The following is a 14399-nucleotide window of genomic DNA, read 5'->3' as shown; positions in this document are numbered from 1 at the left end:
TTGATCTTAGGCACCCCGTTAAACCACGCGGGCCGAATCAATGTCGGACTACGGGCATACCGAGCCTAGGCAAGACACCAAGTGGTGAGGCAAAAGCCCTTTGGTTACTTTGGGCTGGGCCGGCATTCCGGCTTTTCCAAAGTGACTTGCTGTAAGAGCGAAACCAATAGTGGCCGTACCAAAAAAACGGATATGTACCCAACCCCCGGCCCGCCTTGAGGCCCTTCGCGCGCAAGCTCGCTCCTGCAGCCTGTACTCCAGCCGCTGCCGCCCGTACAATCCCAGGTCACTCAAAGTCCAAGCAACCGACAACGGCCTACCATGCGCACCAGTCAATATTTGCTCGCCACACAGAAAGAAACGCCTTCCGATGCGGTCGTGATCAGCCACCAGCTGATGCTGCGTGCCGGCATGATCCGCAAACTGGCCTCTGGCCTGTACACCTGGCTGCCCATGGGCTTGAAGGTGATGCGCAAGGTCGAAGCGATCGTTCGTGAAGAAATGAACGCCGCCGGCTCTCTGGAAGTGTTGATGCCGAGCACTCAGCCGGCTGAGCTGTGGCAGGAATCCGGGCGCTGGGAAGAGTATGGCCCTGAGTTGCTGCGCTTCAAGGATCGTCATGGCCGCGATTTCTGCGCCGGCCCGACCCATGAAGAAGTGATCACCGATCTGATGCGCAACGAGTTGAGCAGCTACAAACAGTTGCCACTCAACCTGTACCAGATCCAGACCAAATTCCGTGACGAAATCCGCCCACGCTTCGGTTTGATGCGCGGCCGCGAATTCATCATGAAGGACGCCTATTCGTTTCACGCCGACCAACCTTCGCTGCAGATCACTTACGAGCGCATGCACCAGGCTTACTGCAACGTATTCACGCGGCTGGGCTTGAAGTTCCGTGCGGTCGAAGCCGACAACGGCTCCATCGGCGGCGCTGGCTCCCATGAGTTCCATGTACTGGCCGAGTCCGGCGAAGACGATATCGCTTTCAGCAACGGTTCCGACTACGCGGCGAATATCGAAAAAGCCGAAGCCGTGCCACGGGAAACTTCCCGTCCTGCGCCGTCTGAAGAGCTGCGCCTGGTAGACACGCCAGAAACCAAGACCATCGCGGCCCTGGTGGAAAAATTCAATCTGCCGATTGAAAAGACCATCAAGACCCTGATCGTGCACGCCGAAGAAGAAGGTAAGCTGATCGCCCTGGTGATCCGTGGCGACCACGAACTCAATGAAATCAAGGCCGCCCAACAACCGGGCGTAGCCAACCCGCTAGTCATGGCCAGCGATGCCGAACTGCGCGACGCCATTGGCGCCGGTGCTGGCTCCCTGGGCCCGCTGAATCTGCCTTTGCCAATCATCATCGACCGCTCGGTCGAACTGATGAGCGACTTCGGCATCGGCGCCAATATCGACGACAAACACTATTTCGGCGTGAACTGGGAACGCGACCTGCCAGTTCCGACCGTGGCCGACCTGCGCAACGTGGTTGCCGGTGATCCGAGCCCGGACGGCAAGGGCACCCTGGAAATCAAGCGCGGCATCGAAGTCGGGCACATTTTCCAGCTGGGCAACAAGTACAGCAAAGCGATGAAGTGCGAAGTGCTGGGCGAAAACGGCAAGCCGATCACCCTGGAAATGGGCTGCTACGGTATTGGCGTTTCCCGCGTGGTGGCTGCGGCCATCGAACAGAACAACGACGAAAAAGGCATCATCTGGAGCGACACATTGGCGCCGTTCCAGGTTGCCCTGGTACCGCTGCGCTATGAAACCGAGCTGGTTCGCGAAGCCACCGACAAACTGTATGCCGAATTGACGGCCGCGGGTTTCGAGGTGCTGCTGGATGATCGCGACAAGAAAACCAGTCCGGGTATCAAGTTTGCCGACATGGAACTGATTGGCATCCCGCACCGGATCGTGGTCAGCGACCGCGGCCTGGCCGATGGCAATCTGGAATACAAGAGCCGGACCGAAGCCGAAGCCCAACCGTTGCCGGTGGCGGACGTGCTGTCTTTCCTTCAGGCGCGTATTCGTCGCTGAAAACCAGATCAAGAGAAGTCATGTTCAAGCGAAACACCAGAGTCCTGGGGGGCGCCGCCTTGTGCGGTGCCCTGCTGGTCAGCGGCTGCGCCAATCAAATGTCGCAACGTAGCGAGCACGAGGAACGTGTCGAGCGCAAATTGCTCGACCATAGCCTGCAGATCGATGTCGGCGAACCCAAAGTCCTTGAACTGCCGCAACGTCGAGTGCGCATTCATGAGCAGCGGACCTTCGAGGTCACTGAGTTTGAAGTCACGCGCCATTACGATCGCTATACGCCTTACCAGCCATGGCGGGAAATCTATGAGATCCCGCTCGGCGCGGTGGCGGTGGTGGCAGGAGCCGGCGCCAATGTGGCCAATATCTTCGCCCTCGGCCACCTGCCGGACAGCATGACCCACGACTGGATCAATTACGGCGTGGCCGGGCTCAACCCGTTCATGAACGTGCCATCCCACGGCCGCGCGCAACAAAACCTGGCGGGTATCGATGAAGTCCAGCGCGACAGGCGCCTGGAGTATTCCAGCCTGCCGTGGAGCGAGCGACCGGTCCAGGTAAAAGCCGGCCGGCAGACTCACGAGATGACCACTGACCGCAACGGCGTATTGCGCCTGAACCTGCTGGACAGCCCGTTTGCCGAACAAGACCTGAGTCAGGTCCGCACCTTGCAGATCAGTATCGAGGATGCCCAGGACGAGGTTCACTCGGACTCATCCCTGGCCATCAGCAAGACGCTGCGCGGAAAATTGCTTGAAGCCCACGACTTGATCTACGACGACCTCGAGGATGATGAAGTCAGCCAATGGGTGCACCGGGTCAAACGCTTGTCGGAACTGGGCCTGGAAGAAGAAGCCAGCGAACTGGAACAGAGCTTGATCGAACTGACCCGCAATGATCCCGAATTGCAGCAGGAATTCCTCAAGGCCTTGACCCGGGACGGTGGGCGGCTGGTCGCGGATCCAGGCGCCAAGTGACTGTATTTCATGCTATCGGGTGAACAGCTCCAGCTGTTCATTGCCGCCGCTCAAGTCCAGCAAACGCACGCCAATTCCCAGTAACCGTACCGGTTTTGCGCCGCGATTGAATGCCTGGCTCAGCAATTGCTGATAACTCTCCAGGTCGCGCCCGGCCCCGGCCTGTTCCAGCGTGGTCTGGGTAAAATCGTGAAACTTCACTTTGACAAATGGCTTGTCGGGTCGATAGCTGCTGTCGATACGCTGCATGCGCCTGGCCAGGGTTTCCATGAGTTCGGGGAGTTTTTCCAGACAACTGGCAAGGTCCGGCAGATCAATGTCGTAGGTATTCTCGACACTGATGGATTGCCGGCGACTGTCATTCTGTACGAGCCGCTCATCAATCCCACGCGCCAGACTCCACAACCGCTCACCGAAGCTGCCGAATTCTCGCACCAGCGCCAGCTTGTTCCATTCCCGCAACTGTAAACAGTCTTCAATCCCAAGCCGCGCCAGCTTGTCAGCTGTCACCTTGCCGACACCATGCAACTTTTTCACCGGCAACCCGCAAACAAAGTCCTCCACTTGGTCCGGAGTGATCACAAACAGCCCGTTCGGCTTTTTCCAGTCACTGGCGATCTTGGCCAGGAACTTGTTCGGCGCGACCCCCGCGGAAACCGTGATGTGCAGTTGATTGGACACCCGCCGGCGAATGTCCTGGGCAATGCGTGTGGCGCTGCCGCCAAAATGCGCGCAGTCGGAGACATCCAAATAGGCCTCGTCCAGGGACAGCGGCTCAATCAGGTCAGTGTAATCACGGAAGATTGCCTGGATTTCCTTCGAGGCTTCTTTATAGGCATCCATGCGCGGCTTGACGATGGTCAAGTCAGGACACAGCTTCAAGGCGTGGCGTGAGGACATCGCCGAGCGCACACCGTAGGCCCGCGCTTCATAGTTACAGGTTGCGATCACGCCACGCCGGTCCGCCGAGCCACCCACTGCGAGGGGCTTTTGCGCCAGGGTCGGATCGTCACGCATCTCGATGGCGGCGTAGAAGCAATCACAGTCGACGTGGATGATTTTGCGCTGTGTCATAAAAAAGAAAGAGCTGGCCAGCCAACGGAAGAAACGGAATGCCAGTATCGCACTCACAACTGTATATAGCACCAGTACTTTGAATCTTCTGATAAAGCGGTAGGAAAATGCCGTACTGAATTTATTTCTTCAATCAAAGCGCAGGCCCCAATAGAGCTGGAAGCCTTGTCCTGGCTGGGCCCGAATACCCGAGGCAGGTACCGTTGACGAGCTAACCAATTGAACCACAAGCGCTTTTCTTCGAATCAACGATTGACACGGCCGCGATCCTCTGTAGAATGCCGACACACAGACGCGGGATGGAGCAGTCTGGTAGCTCGTCGGGCTCATAACCCGAAGGTCGTCGGTTCAAATCCGGCTCCCGCAACCAAACATCAAAAAAGGCTACTCGAAAGAGTGGCCTTTTTTGTGCGCGATGGTTTTTGCCCCTCCCCAAGATTGTCTGACAAAAAAACCTTCCCCTCCGGGCACTTAGCGCTCGGCGATGACAAATACCGGTTTATTTACATTTATTTGACCTAATGCCCGTTTAACGGTTGACACCTTGGCGCTGGGCTGTAGAATGCCGCCCACAGACGCGGGATGGAGCAGTCTGGTAGCTCGTCGGGCTCATAACCCGAAGGTCGTCGGTTCAAATCCGGCTCCCGCAACCAAACATCAAAAAAGGCTACTCGAAAGAGTGGCCTTTTTTGTATCCGCTGAAAAAGTTTTTGTTAAACAACGGCATGGCATCTTTCATGAAACCGCGATGGGTTTATGGAGTCCATTGCATCACACGCTGTCCCGCCTACTCAGGCACGTCTTTCGCAGCCAACGGGCGCTGTCGCCGGCCCGGTGATTCGCGCTAAAATTTGTAATTATTTTTGTCCGTAGGGATTGGTAACTTGACCGGATGCCTGCATCCTGTCGCGCACAATCCTCGAGGTGATTGATGCGCGCCACCCCACCGAAGCCACAAGACACGTCCACAACCCCACAATCGATCACACCCTCGCGCTTGCGTTGGCTGAATCTGTTAAGCAAATACCGGCAACCCATCGGGCTGGCGGTCACTTTATTGTTGTTTGCAATCGCGCTGATTGCCTGCCGGCACCTGCTGCTCGAGCTGGACCTGCATGCCCTTCATGATTCGATCCTCGAAGTGCCGATACCTTCCCTGCTGGGCGCATGCGCCGCTGCTGTCGTCGGTTTCATCATTATGCTGGGCTACGAATTTTCCGGTGCACGCTATACCGGTGTGAAACTGCCCGCCAAGACCTTGGCCTACGGCGGCTTTACCGCGTTTGCCATCGGCAATGCGATAGGCCTGTCGATGCTGTCGGGCGGCTCGGTACGCTATCGCCTGTATGCACGACAGGGTATCGGCGCCCCCGAAGTGGCCCGCATGACCGTGTTTGCCAGCCTGGCCCTGGGTTGCGCCCTGCCCCCACTGGCCGCACTGGCAACCCTGAGCAACTTGCCCGCCGCCGCCAGCGCACTGCATTTACCCGCCAGCCTGCTGGGAGGTATTGCCGGCGCGGTGCTGCTGTTGACGGTCGCGCTGTGCATCGGCATTTATCGACGTCGCCTGCCGGAGCAACCCTCCCCGGACAACCTGCTGGTCAGGGTCGGCCGCCGTACTTTGCGTCTGCCGGGCAGTCGCCTGACCTTAATCCAGTTGATCATCACCGCCCTGGACGTCGCCGCGGCCGCCACCGTGCTTTATATGTTGCTGCCCGATGCACCGCCTTTTGGCACGTTTCTGCTGGTGTACCTGCTGGCGCTCGCCGCTGGCGTGCTCAGCCATGTGCCGGGGGGCGTCGGCGTGTTTGAAGCGATCCTGCTGGCCGCCTTTGCCAACAAACTCGGGGCTGCGCCGCTGGCGGCAGCCCTCTTGTTGTACCGGATGATCTATGTGGTACTGCCATTGTTGATCGCCTGTGTTTTCCTGTTGATCCACGAAGCCCAGCGCCTGTTCCAGGCCCAGCGAAGCCTGCGGGTTGCTTCTGGCCTGGCAGCGCCAGTACTGGCGGTGCTGGTTTTTTTGTCCGGTGTGGTGCTGTTGTTTTCCGGCGCCACCCCGGAAATCGACTCCCGCCTGGAAAGCATCGGCTTCCTGATTCCCCACCGCCTGATTGACGCCTCGCACTTTGGCGCCAGCCTGATCGGCGTGCTCTGCCTGTTGCTCGCCCAAGGCCTGCGCCGTCGTTTGTCAGCCGCGTGGATGCTGACCATTGTCCTGCTGCTGGTGGGCGCACTGTTGTCACTGCTCAAGGGTTTCGACTGGGAAGAAGCCAGCTTGTTGACGGTGACCGCCACCTTGCTGGCCATCTTCCGTCGCTCGTTCTACCGCCCAAGTCGCTTGACCGAACTGCCCTTCTCACCGCTGTATCTGGTGGCCAGTCTGTGTGTACTCGGCGCGTCGATCTGGCTGTTGCTGTTCGCCTATCAGGACGTGCCCTACAGTCATGAACTATGGTGGCAGTTCACGCTCGACGCCAATGCTCCACGAGGCCTGCGCTCGCTGCTGGGAGCCGCCGTGGTGCTGGTGATTGTGTCTCTGACCTGGCTGTTGCGCACGGCTCGTCCGGTGATTCACTTGCCGACACCCGAAGAACTGGAGCGCGCCAGCAAAATCCTGATGGCTTCGGCACAACCCGATGGTGGACTGGCGCTGACCGGCGACAAGGCGCTGTTGTTCCACCCCAACGATGACGCATTTTTGATGTATGCCCGTCGCGGGCGCAGCCTGGTGGCACTGTACGATCCGATTGGTCCGATGCAGCAGCGCGCCGAAATGATCTGGCAGTTCCGTGACCTGTGTGACATCCATCACGCCCGCCCGGTGTTCTATCAGGTGCGCGCCGAAAACCTACCCTTTTATATGGACATCGGCCTGACCGCGATCAAATTGGGTGAAGAAGCCAGGGTCGACCTCAAGCGCTTTGACCTGGAGGTCAAGGGCAAGGAAATGAAGGATTTGCGCTACACCTGGAATCGTGGCACCCGGGACGGTCTGTGCCTGGAAATCCACGAACCGGGCCAGGCCCAGATGGACGAACTCAAAGTCATTTCCGATGCCTGGCTGACCGGTAAGAACGTGCGGGAAAAAGGCTTCTCCCTTGGGCGTTTCAGCCACGACTACCTCAAGCACTTTCGTATCGCGGTGATTCGCTTTGAGGGTCGCCCGGTGGCCTTCGCCAACCTGCTTGAGACCTACAGCCATGATCTGGCCAGCCTCGACCTGATGCGCGCGCACCCCGAAGCGCCCAAGTTGACCATGGAATACATGATGATCGGTCTGATTCAACACTATAAAAGTCACGGTTACGCCCGCTTCAGCCTGGGCATGGTGCCGTTGTCGGGCCTGCTGCCACGACGCGGCGCACCGTTGACTCAGCGCCTGGGCTCAATCGTGTTCCGCCGTGGCGAGCAACTGTATAACTTCCAGGGCCTGCGCCGCTTCAAAGACAAGTTCCAGCCCGACTGGGAACCTCGCTACATGGCTGTGCCCGCCGGACTTAATCCACTGGTGGCACTGGCCGATACCGCCGCCCTGATCGCGGGCGGCTTGACTGGATTGGTGAAACGCTGATGATTCGACGCGCCTGGCGGTATGTATTGGCATTGGTGCTGCTGGTCCTGATTCTGGCTGGCGGCTACTGGTACTGGAATCGCCCCGCGCCACTGCCGGTCCTGGAGCAACTGCCCCAGGCCGATGGTTCGGTGCTGACACGCGTCACTCCCGGCAACACGGTCAAAGCCCGGGTGGCCGTAGCGGTAATGCCTGACGTGCCGTTGAGCGACAATCAATTGATTGCCCTCAGCCAGGGCGCTGCCGCGCAAATCGTGCAGGTGATTCTGCCCAAGGGCGATTGCAAACTGCAGGAGCAAGCCTTGCACACCGCCCTTGGCCAACTCGAAAGTCCGGCCACCCTCGTCAGCGGTATCGGCGCCGGCGCCACGCTGGCCTGGCGCTGGCTGGCGGCGCAAACCGACGACAACGCCACCGCGATCTCGGTCGGTTTCACCCTGGCGCAGGAAGGCTGCGCGGACCCTTTGCCAAAAACCGCAGCCCACGGCCATTGGCTGGTGGCGTGGAACGATAACCCTGACGACGAAAGTGCCAGCTTCGTACGGGATACGCCGGGCGCAACCACCAGCATCAGCGACTATGACATTCACTATCCGCAGGTGCTGAACAACGAGTTGCGCAAACAATTGCTCGGTTCGGACAACGGCGGCCTGGCGATCCCGGTGGTGGAAGTGCCAGCGGGCGAAGCCAGGGACACCGTGACCCTGTTTCTTTCCGGCGACGGTGGCTGGCGTGACCTGGACCGCGACGTGGCCGGGGAAATGGCCAAGATTGGCTACCCGGTCGTCGGCATCGACACCCTGCGCTATTACTGGCAGCACAAGTCCCCGGAACAAAGCGCGAAAGACCTGACCGAACTGATGCAACACTATCGGCAGAAATGGGGCACCAAACGCTTCGTACTGACCGGTTATTCGTTCGGTGCCGACGTTCTGCCGGCCATCTACAACCGCCTGCCGGAAACCGAACAGCAGCGCGTCAATGCAATCATCCTACTGGCCTTTGCCCGCACCGGCAGCTTTGAGATCGAAGTCGAAGGCTGGCTGGGCAACGCCGGCAAGGAAGCCGCCACCGGTCCGGAAATGGCCAAGCTGCCGGCGACCAAAGTGGTGTGCATCTATGGCGCGGAAGAAGCCGACGAGAGCGGTTGCACCGACACGACTGTGGTGGGCGAAACCCTGAAGCTGCCCGGCGGCCATCACTTCGATGAAAATTACCCGGCGCTGGCCAAGCGGCTCGTGGACATTATCGAAAAAAGGCAGTGAAGCAGCGGCAAGCAGAGAAGAGCATCTCTGCGCTTGCCGCTTGAGGCTGCTCCCTACATTTCTACCTGCGTACCCAACTCGATCACCCGATTCACCGGCAACTTGAAGAAACGCAGGTTGCCGTTGGCATTCTTGAGCATGAACCCGAACAACCCTTCCCGCCAGCGCGCCATGCCTTCGAGCTTGGAAGCGATGACCGTCTCGCGGCTGAGGAAGTAGGTGGTACGCATCGGTGTGAAATCCAGCTCGTCCAGATGACACAATTTCAGCGCTTGCGGCACATCCGGCTCATCGGTAAAACCAAAGTGCAGGACCACCCGGAAGAAACCTTCACCGTACGCGTCGACCTCGAAACACCGCTCGGCGGGGACGCGCGGAATGTCTTCGTAGACCACCGTCAGCAACACGACTTGCTCGTGCAGCACCTGGTTATGCAACAAGTTGTGCAACAAGGCATGGGGCACCGCATCCGGCCGTGCGGTGAGGAATACAGCAGTACCCTGCACACGGTGCGGAGGCTGTAGACGGATGCTGCCGATAAAGACCAGCAACGGTAGGCCACCTTCATCCAGACGGTCCACCAATAACTGTTTGCCGCGCTTCCAGGTGGTCATCAATACAAACAGTACAATCCCCGCCAGCACTGGAAAGGCGCCACCCTGCACAACCTTTGGTGCGTTGGCGGCGAAAAACAGCGCATCCACCAGCAGGAAACCCAGCAGCACCGGCACCGCCAGTACCGGAGGCCATTTCCACAACAGCAACATCACGGCCGAAACCAGAATAGTCGTCATCAGCATGGTCCCGGTTACCGCCACGCCGTAGGCCGACGCCAGCGCGCCCGAGGACTCGAAACCCAGCACCAGCAGAATCACGCCGACCATCAGCGACCAGTTCACCGCGCCGATATAGATCTGGCCCTGCTCGGCACTGGAGGTGTGCTGAATGTGCATACGCGGGATGTAACCGAGCTGGATTGCCTGGCGGGTCAGCGAGAACGCACCGGAGATCACGGCCTGAGAGGCGATCACCGTCGCCAGCGTCGACAGCACCACCAATGGCAGCAGCGCCCAGCTCGGCGCCAGCAGGTAGAACGGGTTGCGCGCAGCTTGCGGGTCTCCCAGCAACAGCGCGCCCTGCCCGAAGTAATTGAGCATCAATGCCGGTAACACCAGCAGGAACCAGGCACGGGCGATCGGCTTGCGGCCGAAGTGCCCCATGTCCGCGTACAGCGCCTCGGCACCGGTCAGCGCGAGCACCACGGCACCGAGGATGGCCACGCCGATCCCCGGGTGCACCACGAAGAAACGCACCGCCCAGACCGGGTTAACCGCGCTCAACACTTCGGGATGCGCGAGGATGCCGCGAACCCCGAGCCCAGCCAGCACCAGGAACCAGATCACCATCACGGGCCCGAACAACTTGCCGATATTGTCAGTGCCGTGCTTCTGGATCAGGAACAGCGCCACCAGCACTACCAGCGCCACGGGCACCACCCAACGCTCCAGGCCGTCGAACGCCAGCTCCAGGCCTTCAATCGCCGACAACACGGAAATCGCCGGGGTGATCATGCTGTCGCCGTAAAACAGCGCCGCTCCGCACAAACCGCAGACCACCAGAAAACCCCGCAAACGCGGGTGATTGCCCGCCGCCCTGCGGGCCAGCGCTGTCAGGGCCATGATGCCGCCTTCGCCCTGGTTATCAGCACGCAGCACGAACAGCATGTATTTGATCGAGACCACCCAGATCAATGACCAGAAGATCAGCGCCAGGATCCCCAGCACGCCGTCATGGTTGACCTGAACCCCGTAACCACCGGAAAACACCTCTTTGAGGGTGTAGAGCGGGCTGGTGCCGATATCGCCGTAGACCACCCCGACGGCTGCCACCAGCATGCCGATCGGCCTTGCACTGGAATGCTCGGCACTTGTTGCCTGACTGCTTGCCTGACCCATCTACCACTCCCGCCCTTTGCCCTGAGGCCCGATATACACAACGCGTCCGCGAACGAGCGCCGGAGCGGTCCACAGCATGCACTGCTTTACTTCTAGTAACAGTTGAACTGTTGACCAATAGCATTCGCCTGGTACCGCGGCGCGAAGCATAACGCAGCATTCGTCGTTTTTCCCTGCATAAAGCTGGTCAAGTACGGCTGCCGTCGCTAGAATTGCGCACTTTTTGATCAGAGGCACGCCAAGTGCCCGTCCGCCGCCTGTTCGTGCACGACAGGCGGCGTCATTCAATACCGAGGTTAGACATGTCCACCACCATCGCAAAAGCCAACCCCAAGGTTGGCTTTGTATCCCTGGGTTGCCCGAAGGCTCTGGTCGACTCCGAACGCATCCTGACGCAACTGCGCATGGAAGGGTATGACGTCGTGTCCACCTACCAGGACGCCGATGTGGTGGTGGTCAACACCTGCGGTTTCATCGATTCGGCCAAGGCGGAGTCGCTGGAAGTGATCGGCGAAGCCATCAAGGAAAACGGCAAGGTCATCGTGACCGGCTGCATGGGCGTGGAGGAAGGCAATATCCGCAACGTACACCCCAGCGTGCTGGCCGTCACCGGCCCGCAGCAGTACGAGCAAGTGGTCAATGCCGTGCACGAAGTGGTGCCACCACGCCAGGATCACAACCCGTTGATCGATCTGGTGCCGCCACAAGGCATCAAGCTGACGCCGCGCCATTATGCGTACCTGAAGATTTCCGAAGGCTGCAACCACAGCTGCAGCTTCTGCATCATTCCGTCGATGCGCGGCAAGCTGGTCAGCCGCCCGGTGGGCGACGTGCTGGACGAGGCCCAGCGCCTGGTCAAGTCCGGCGTCAAAGAGCTGTTGGTGATTTCCCAGGACGCCAGCGCCTATGGCGTCGACGTCAAATACCGCACCGGCTTCTGGAACGGCGCGCCGGTGAAAACCCGTATGACCGAACTCTGCGAAGCCCTGAGCAGCCTCGGTGTGTGGGTACGTCTGCACTACGTTTACCCGTACCCGCACGTCGACGAACTGATCCCGTTGATGGCCGCTGGCAAGATCCTGCCGTACCTGGACATTCCGTTCCAGCATGCCAGCCCGAAAGTGCTCAAGGCGATGAAACGCCCGGCCTTCGAAGACAAAACCCTGGCGCGGATCAAGAACTGGCGCCAGATCTGCCCGGAGCTGATCATCCGTTCGACCTTCATCGTCGGCTTCCCCGGCGAAACCGAAGAAGACTTCCAGTACCTGCTGGACTGGCTGACCGAAGCCCAGTTGGACCGTGTTGGCTGCTTCCAGTACTCGCCGGTGGAAGGCGCCCCGGCCAACCTGCTGGACGCCGCGGTGGTCCCGGATGACGTCAAGCAAGAGCGTTGGGAGCGTTTCATGGCCCATCAACAAGCCATCAGCTCGGCACGCCTGCAACTGCGCATCGGCAAGGAAATCGAAGTGCTGATCGATGAAATCGATGAGCAAGGCGCGGTGGGCCGTTGCTTCTTTGATGCCCCGGAGATTGACGGTAACGTGTTTATCGACGACGCCAGCGGTCTCAAGCCCGGCGACAAGGTCTGGTGTACGGTGACTGACGCCGATGAATACGACCTCTGGGCGCAAAAACGCGATTAAGCGGTAAAAAACTGGAAAAGCCCTGCTTCCGAACAAGATGCGGGGCTTTTTTAGGTCTATCGTTTGCCCAGCAGCAGCAAGGAGCCGCGGACATGGAACAGCATTCGGTTATCCACACCCCCAAAAGCAGCGATTATCCGGAATTGACCCGCATCTGGGAGACCTCGGTCCGGGCCACCCATGACTTTTTGCCAGAAAGTTACATCGAGTTGTTGAGAAACCGGGTGCTGACCCGCTATCTGGACGCGGTGATGCTGATTTGTACCAAGGACTCACGCCAACGTATTACCGGGTTTGCCGGCGTCGCCGCGGGCAAGGTCGAAATGTTGTTCATCGACCCGCAACACCGGGGCCAGGGCCTGGGGCGGCAGTTGCTGCGTTATGCGGTTGACTGCATGAACGCCGACGAACTGGACGTCAACGAACAGAACCCGCAAGCCCTGGGTTTCTATCTCAAGCAAGGTTTTGAAGTGATCGGGCGTACGGAGCATGACGGCATGGGTCAACCTTATCCGTTATTGCACATGCGCTTGCGCCAGGAGCGGGTGCAAACGCAACGCGGCTAAACGAAATGGAGCCGGGCTTAACCGACTCCACACAGGTACAATAGCTGCCCCCTTTTTGTTACGGCCCTTGTCATGACTGACCCCATACGCCTTTCCAAACGCCTCATCGAGCTGGTCGGCTGCTCCCGTCGGGAGGCCGAGCTGTTCATCGAAGGTGGCTGGGTCTCGGTGGATGGAGAAGTGATCGACGAGCCACAGTTCAAGGTCTCGACACAAAAAGTCGAACTTGATCCAGACGCCAAGGCCACGCCTCCCGAACCTGTGACTATCCTGTTGAATGCACCCGCAGGAATGGATATCGAGAGCGCGATGCAATCCTTGAGCGCCGAAACCTTGTCGCCGGAACATCGCTTCAGCAAGCGCCCGCTCAAAGGCCATTTCCTGCGACTGACCGCCAGCGCCGACCTGCAAGCCAAGGCCAGCGGGTTGTTGGTGTTTACCCAGGACTGGAAAATCCTGCGCAAGCTGACGGCCGACGCCGCCAAGATCGAGCAGGAATACATCGTCGAAGTGTCCGGCGATGTGGCGGAACACGGCCTCAACCGTCTCGCCCACGGCCTGATGTACAAAGGCCGCGAGCTGCCGGCGGTGAAAGCCAGCTGGCAAAACGAGAACCGCCTGCGCTTTGCCTTGAAAAATCCGCAGCCGGGTGTGATTGCCCTGTTCTGTGAAGCCATTGGCTTGAAGGTCGTTGCCATTCGACGCATCCGCATTGGCGGCGTCTCCATCGGGAAAGTGCCGCTGGGCCAATGGCGTTATCTGTCCGGCAAAGAAAAGTTCTAACTCGCTCTATCTCTCGACATCGCCTCTTCGGGCGGTGTCCACAGCTGAATACCAGGATTGCCCAAATGATTCACAACGACGTACTGCGCAGCGTGCGCTACATGCTCGACATCAGTGACAACAAGATGGTCGAGATCATCAAGCTCGGCGGCATGGAAGTCACCAAGGACGACCTGCTGACCTACCTCAAGAAGGACGAGGAAGAAGGTTTTGTATTTTGCCCTGACGACGTCATGGCGCATTTCCTCGATGGCCTGGTGATCTTCAAGCGCGGCAAGGACGAAAGCCGTCCACCGCAGCCGATTGAAACGCCCGTGACCAACAACATCATCCTCAAGAAACTGCGGGTGGCCTTCGAACTCAAGGAAGACGACATGCACGCCATCCTCAAGGCAGCCGAGTTCCCGGTGTCCAAGCCTGAACTGAGCGCGCTGTTTCGAAAGTTCGGCCACACCAACTACCGCACCTGTGGCGACCAGTTGCTGCGTAACTTCCTCAAGGGGCTGACGCTGCGGGTTCGTGCGTAAG

10 protein-coding genes and 2 tRNA genes are annotated in these 14399 nt (G+C 59.3%); 10 read left to right on the top strand and 2 right to left on the bottom strand.

Going from position 1 to position 14399, the window contains the following annotated elements; translation table 11 throughout:
- Window positions 1–321 precede the first annotated feature (321 nt).
- Window positions 322–2037, top strand: coding sequence for a proline--tRNA ligase (locus BLU75_RS01985; protein ID WP_084381853.1), 1716 nt, complete (start codon window positions 322–324; stop codon window positions 2035–2037).
- 20 nt (window positions 2038–2057) lie between these two features.
- On the top strand, window positions 2058–3011 hold the full coding sequence (locus BLU75_RS01980; protein ID WP_084381852.1) for a hypothetical protein: 954 nt from the start codon (window positions 2058–2060) through the stop codon (window positions 3009–3011).
- Window positions 3012–3023: 12 nt separating this feature from the next.
- On the opposite strand, the gene dinB is transcribed toward BLU75_RS01980, so the two are convergent.
- Entirely contained in the window at window positions 3024–4085 is a 1062-nt protein-coding gene (gene dinB / locus BLU75_RS01975; protein ID WP_084381867.1) for a DNA polymerase IV, read from the bottom strand.
- A 293-nt stretch (window positions 4086–4378) separates the two neighbouring features.
- Between dinB and BLU75_RS01970 the strand changes: the two genes are divergently transcribed.
- From BLU75_RS01970 to BLU75_RS01955, 4 genes are all read left to right on the top strand, one after another.
- Window positions 4379–4455, top strand: a tRNA-Met gene (locus BLU75_RS01970).
- Window positions 4456–4661: 206 nt separating this feature from the next.
- Window positions 4662–4738, top strand: a tRNA-Met gene (locus BLU75_RS01965).
- A 278-nt stretch (window positions 4739–5016) separates the two neighbouring features.
- The gene (mprF, locus tag BLU75_RS01960) at window positions 5017–7659 is read left to right on the top strand and encodes a bifunctional lysylphosphatidylglycerol flippase/synthetase MprF (RefSeq protein ID WP_084381851.1); all 2643 of its coding nucleotides are present in this window, start codon (window positions 5017–5019) and stop codon (window positions 7657–7659) included.
- Window positions 7659–8924 (top strand): virulence factor family protein, encoded by a 1266-nt coding sequence (locus tag BLU75_RS01955; RefSeq protein WP_084381850.1) that lies wholly within the window; start codon window positions 7659–7661, stop codon window positions 8922–8924. The genes mprF and BLU75_RS01955 overlap by 1 nt, the downstream gene beginning before the upstream one ends.
- 53 nt (window positions 8925–8977) lie before the next feature.
- Here the strand turns inward: BLU75_RS01955 and BLU75_RS01950 are convergent, their stop codons facing one another.
- Entirely contained in the window at window positions 8978–10879 is a 1902-nt protein-coding gene (locus BLU75_RS01950; RefSeq protein ID WP_090221356.1) for a potassium transporter Kup, read from the bottom strand.
- Window positions 10880–11181: 302 nt separating this feature from the next.
- Here BLU75_RS01950 and rimO point away from each other — a divergent pair, with 302 nt between their 5' ends.
- The 4 genes from rimO (at window position 11182) to BLU75_RS01925 (ending at window position 14398) form a co-directional block, all read left to right on the top strand.
- Complete coding sequence (rimO, locus tag BLU75_RS01940) at window positions 11182–12522, top strand: 30S ribosomal protein S12 methylthiotransferase RimO (RefSeq protein WP_090221355.1); 1341 nt, start codon at window positions 11182–11184, stop codon at window positions 12520–12522.
- A 92-nt stretch (window positions 12523–12614) separates the two neighbouring features.
- On the top strand, window positions 12615–13088 hold the full coding sequence (locus tag BLU75_RS01935) for a GNAT family N-acetyltransferase (protein ID WP_084381330.1): 474 nt from the start codon (window positions 12615–12617) through the stop codon (window positions 13086–13088).
- Window positions 13089–13160: 72 nt separating this feature from the next.
- Window positions 13161–13871, top strand: coding sequence for an rRNA pseudouridine synthase (locus BLU75_RS01930; protein WP_084381331.1), 711 nt, complete (start codon window positions 13161–13163; stop codon window positions 13869–13871).
- A 65-nt stretch (window positions 13872–13936) separates the two neighbouring features.
- On the top strand, window positions 13937–14398 hold the full coding sequence (locus BLU75_RS01925) for a YehS family protein (RefSeq protein WP_084381332.1): 462 nt from the start codon (window positions 13937–13939) through the stop codon (window positions 14396–14398).
- Window position 14399: the final 1 nt, after the last annotated feature.

The sequence above is a fragment of the Pseudomonas mucidolens genome, from assembly GCF_900106045.1.
GTDB lineage: Bacteria > Pseudomonadota > Gammaproteobacteria > Pseudomonadales > Pseudomonadaceae > Aquipseudomonas > Aquipseudomonas mucidolens.
Note: the sequence above shows the minus strand (reverse complement) of the source record. Positions and strands in the feature narration are given on the sequence as shown.

Bases quoted from the DNA above. Each gene is read 5' to 3' on its own strand.
- BLU75_RS01985 (WP_084381853.1), top strand. From the start codon at position 322: ATGCGCACCAGTCAATATTTGCTCGCCACACAGAAAGAAACGCCTTCC.
- BLU75_RS01980 (WP_084381852.1), top strand. From the start codon at position 2,058: ATGTTCAAGCGAAACACCAGAGTCCTGGGGGGCGCCGCCTTGTGCGGT.
- dinB (WP_084381867.1), bottom strand. From the start codon at position 4,085: ATGACACAGCGCAAAATCATCCACGTCGACTGTGATTGCTTCTACGCC.
- mprF (WP_084381851.1), top strand. From the start codon at position 5,017: ATGCGCGCCACCCCACCGAAGCCACAAGACACGTCCACAACCCCACAA.
- BLU75_RS01955 (WP_084381850.1), top strand. From the start codon at position 7,659: ATGATTCGACGCGCCTGGCGGTATGTATTGGCATTGGTGCTGCTGGTC.
- BLU75_RS01950 (WP_090221356.1), bottom strand. From the start codon at position 10,879: ATGGGTCAGGCAAGCAGTCAGGCAACAAGTGCCGAGCATTCCAGTGCA.
- rimO (WP_090221355.1), top strand. From the start codon at position 11,182: ATGTCCACCACCATCGCAAAAGCCAACCCCAAGGTTGGCTTTGTATCC.
- BLU75_RS01935 (WP_084381330.1), top strand. From the start codon at position 12,615: ATGGAACAGCATTCGGTTATCCACACCCCCAAAAGCAGCGATTATCCG.
- BLU75_RS01930 (WP_084381331.1), top strand. From the start codon at position 13,161: ATGACTGACCCCATACGCCTTTCCAAACGCCTCATCGAGCTGGTCGGC.
- BLU75_RS01925 (WP_084381332.1), top strand. From the start codon at position 13,937: ATGATTCACAACGACGTACTGCGCAGCGTGCGCTACATGCTCGACATC.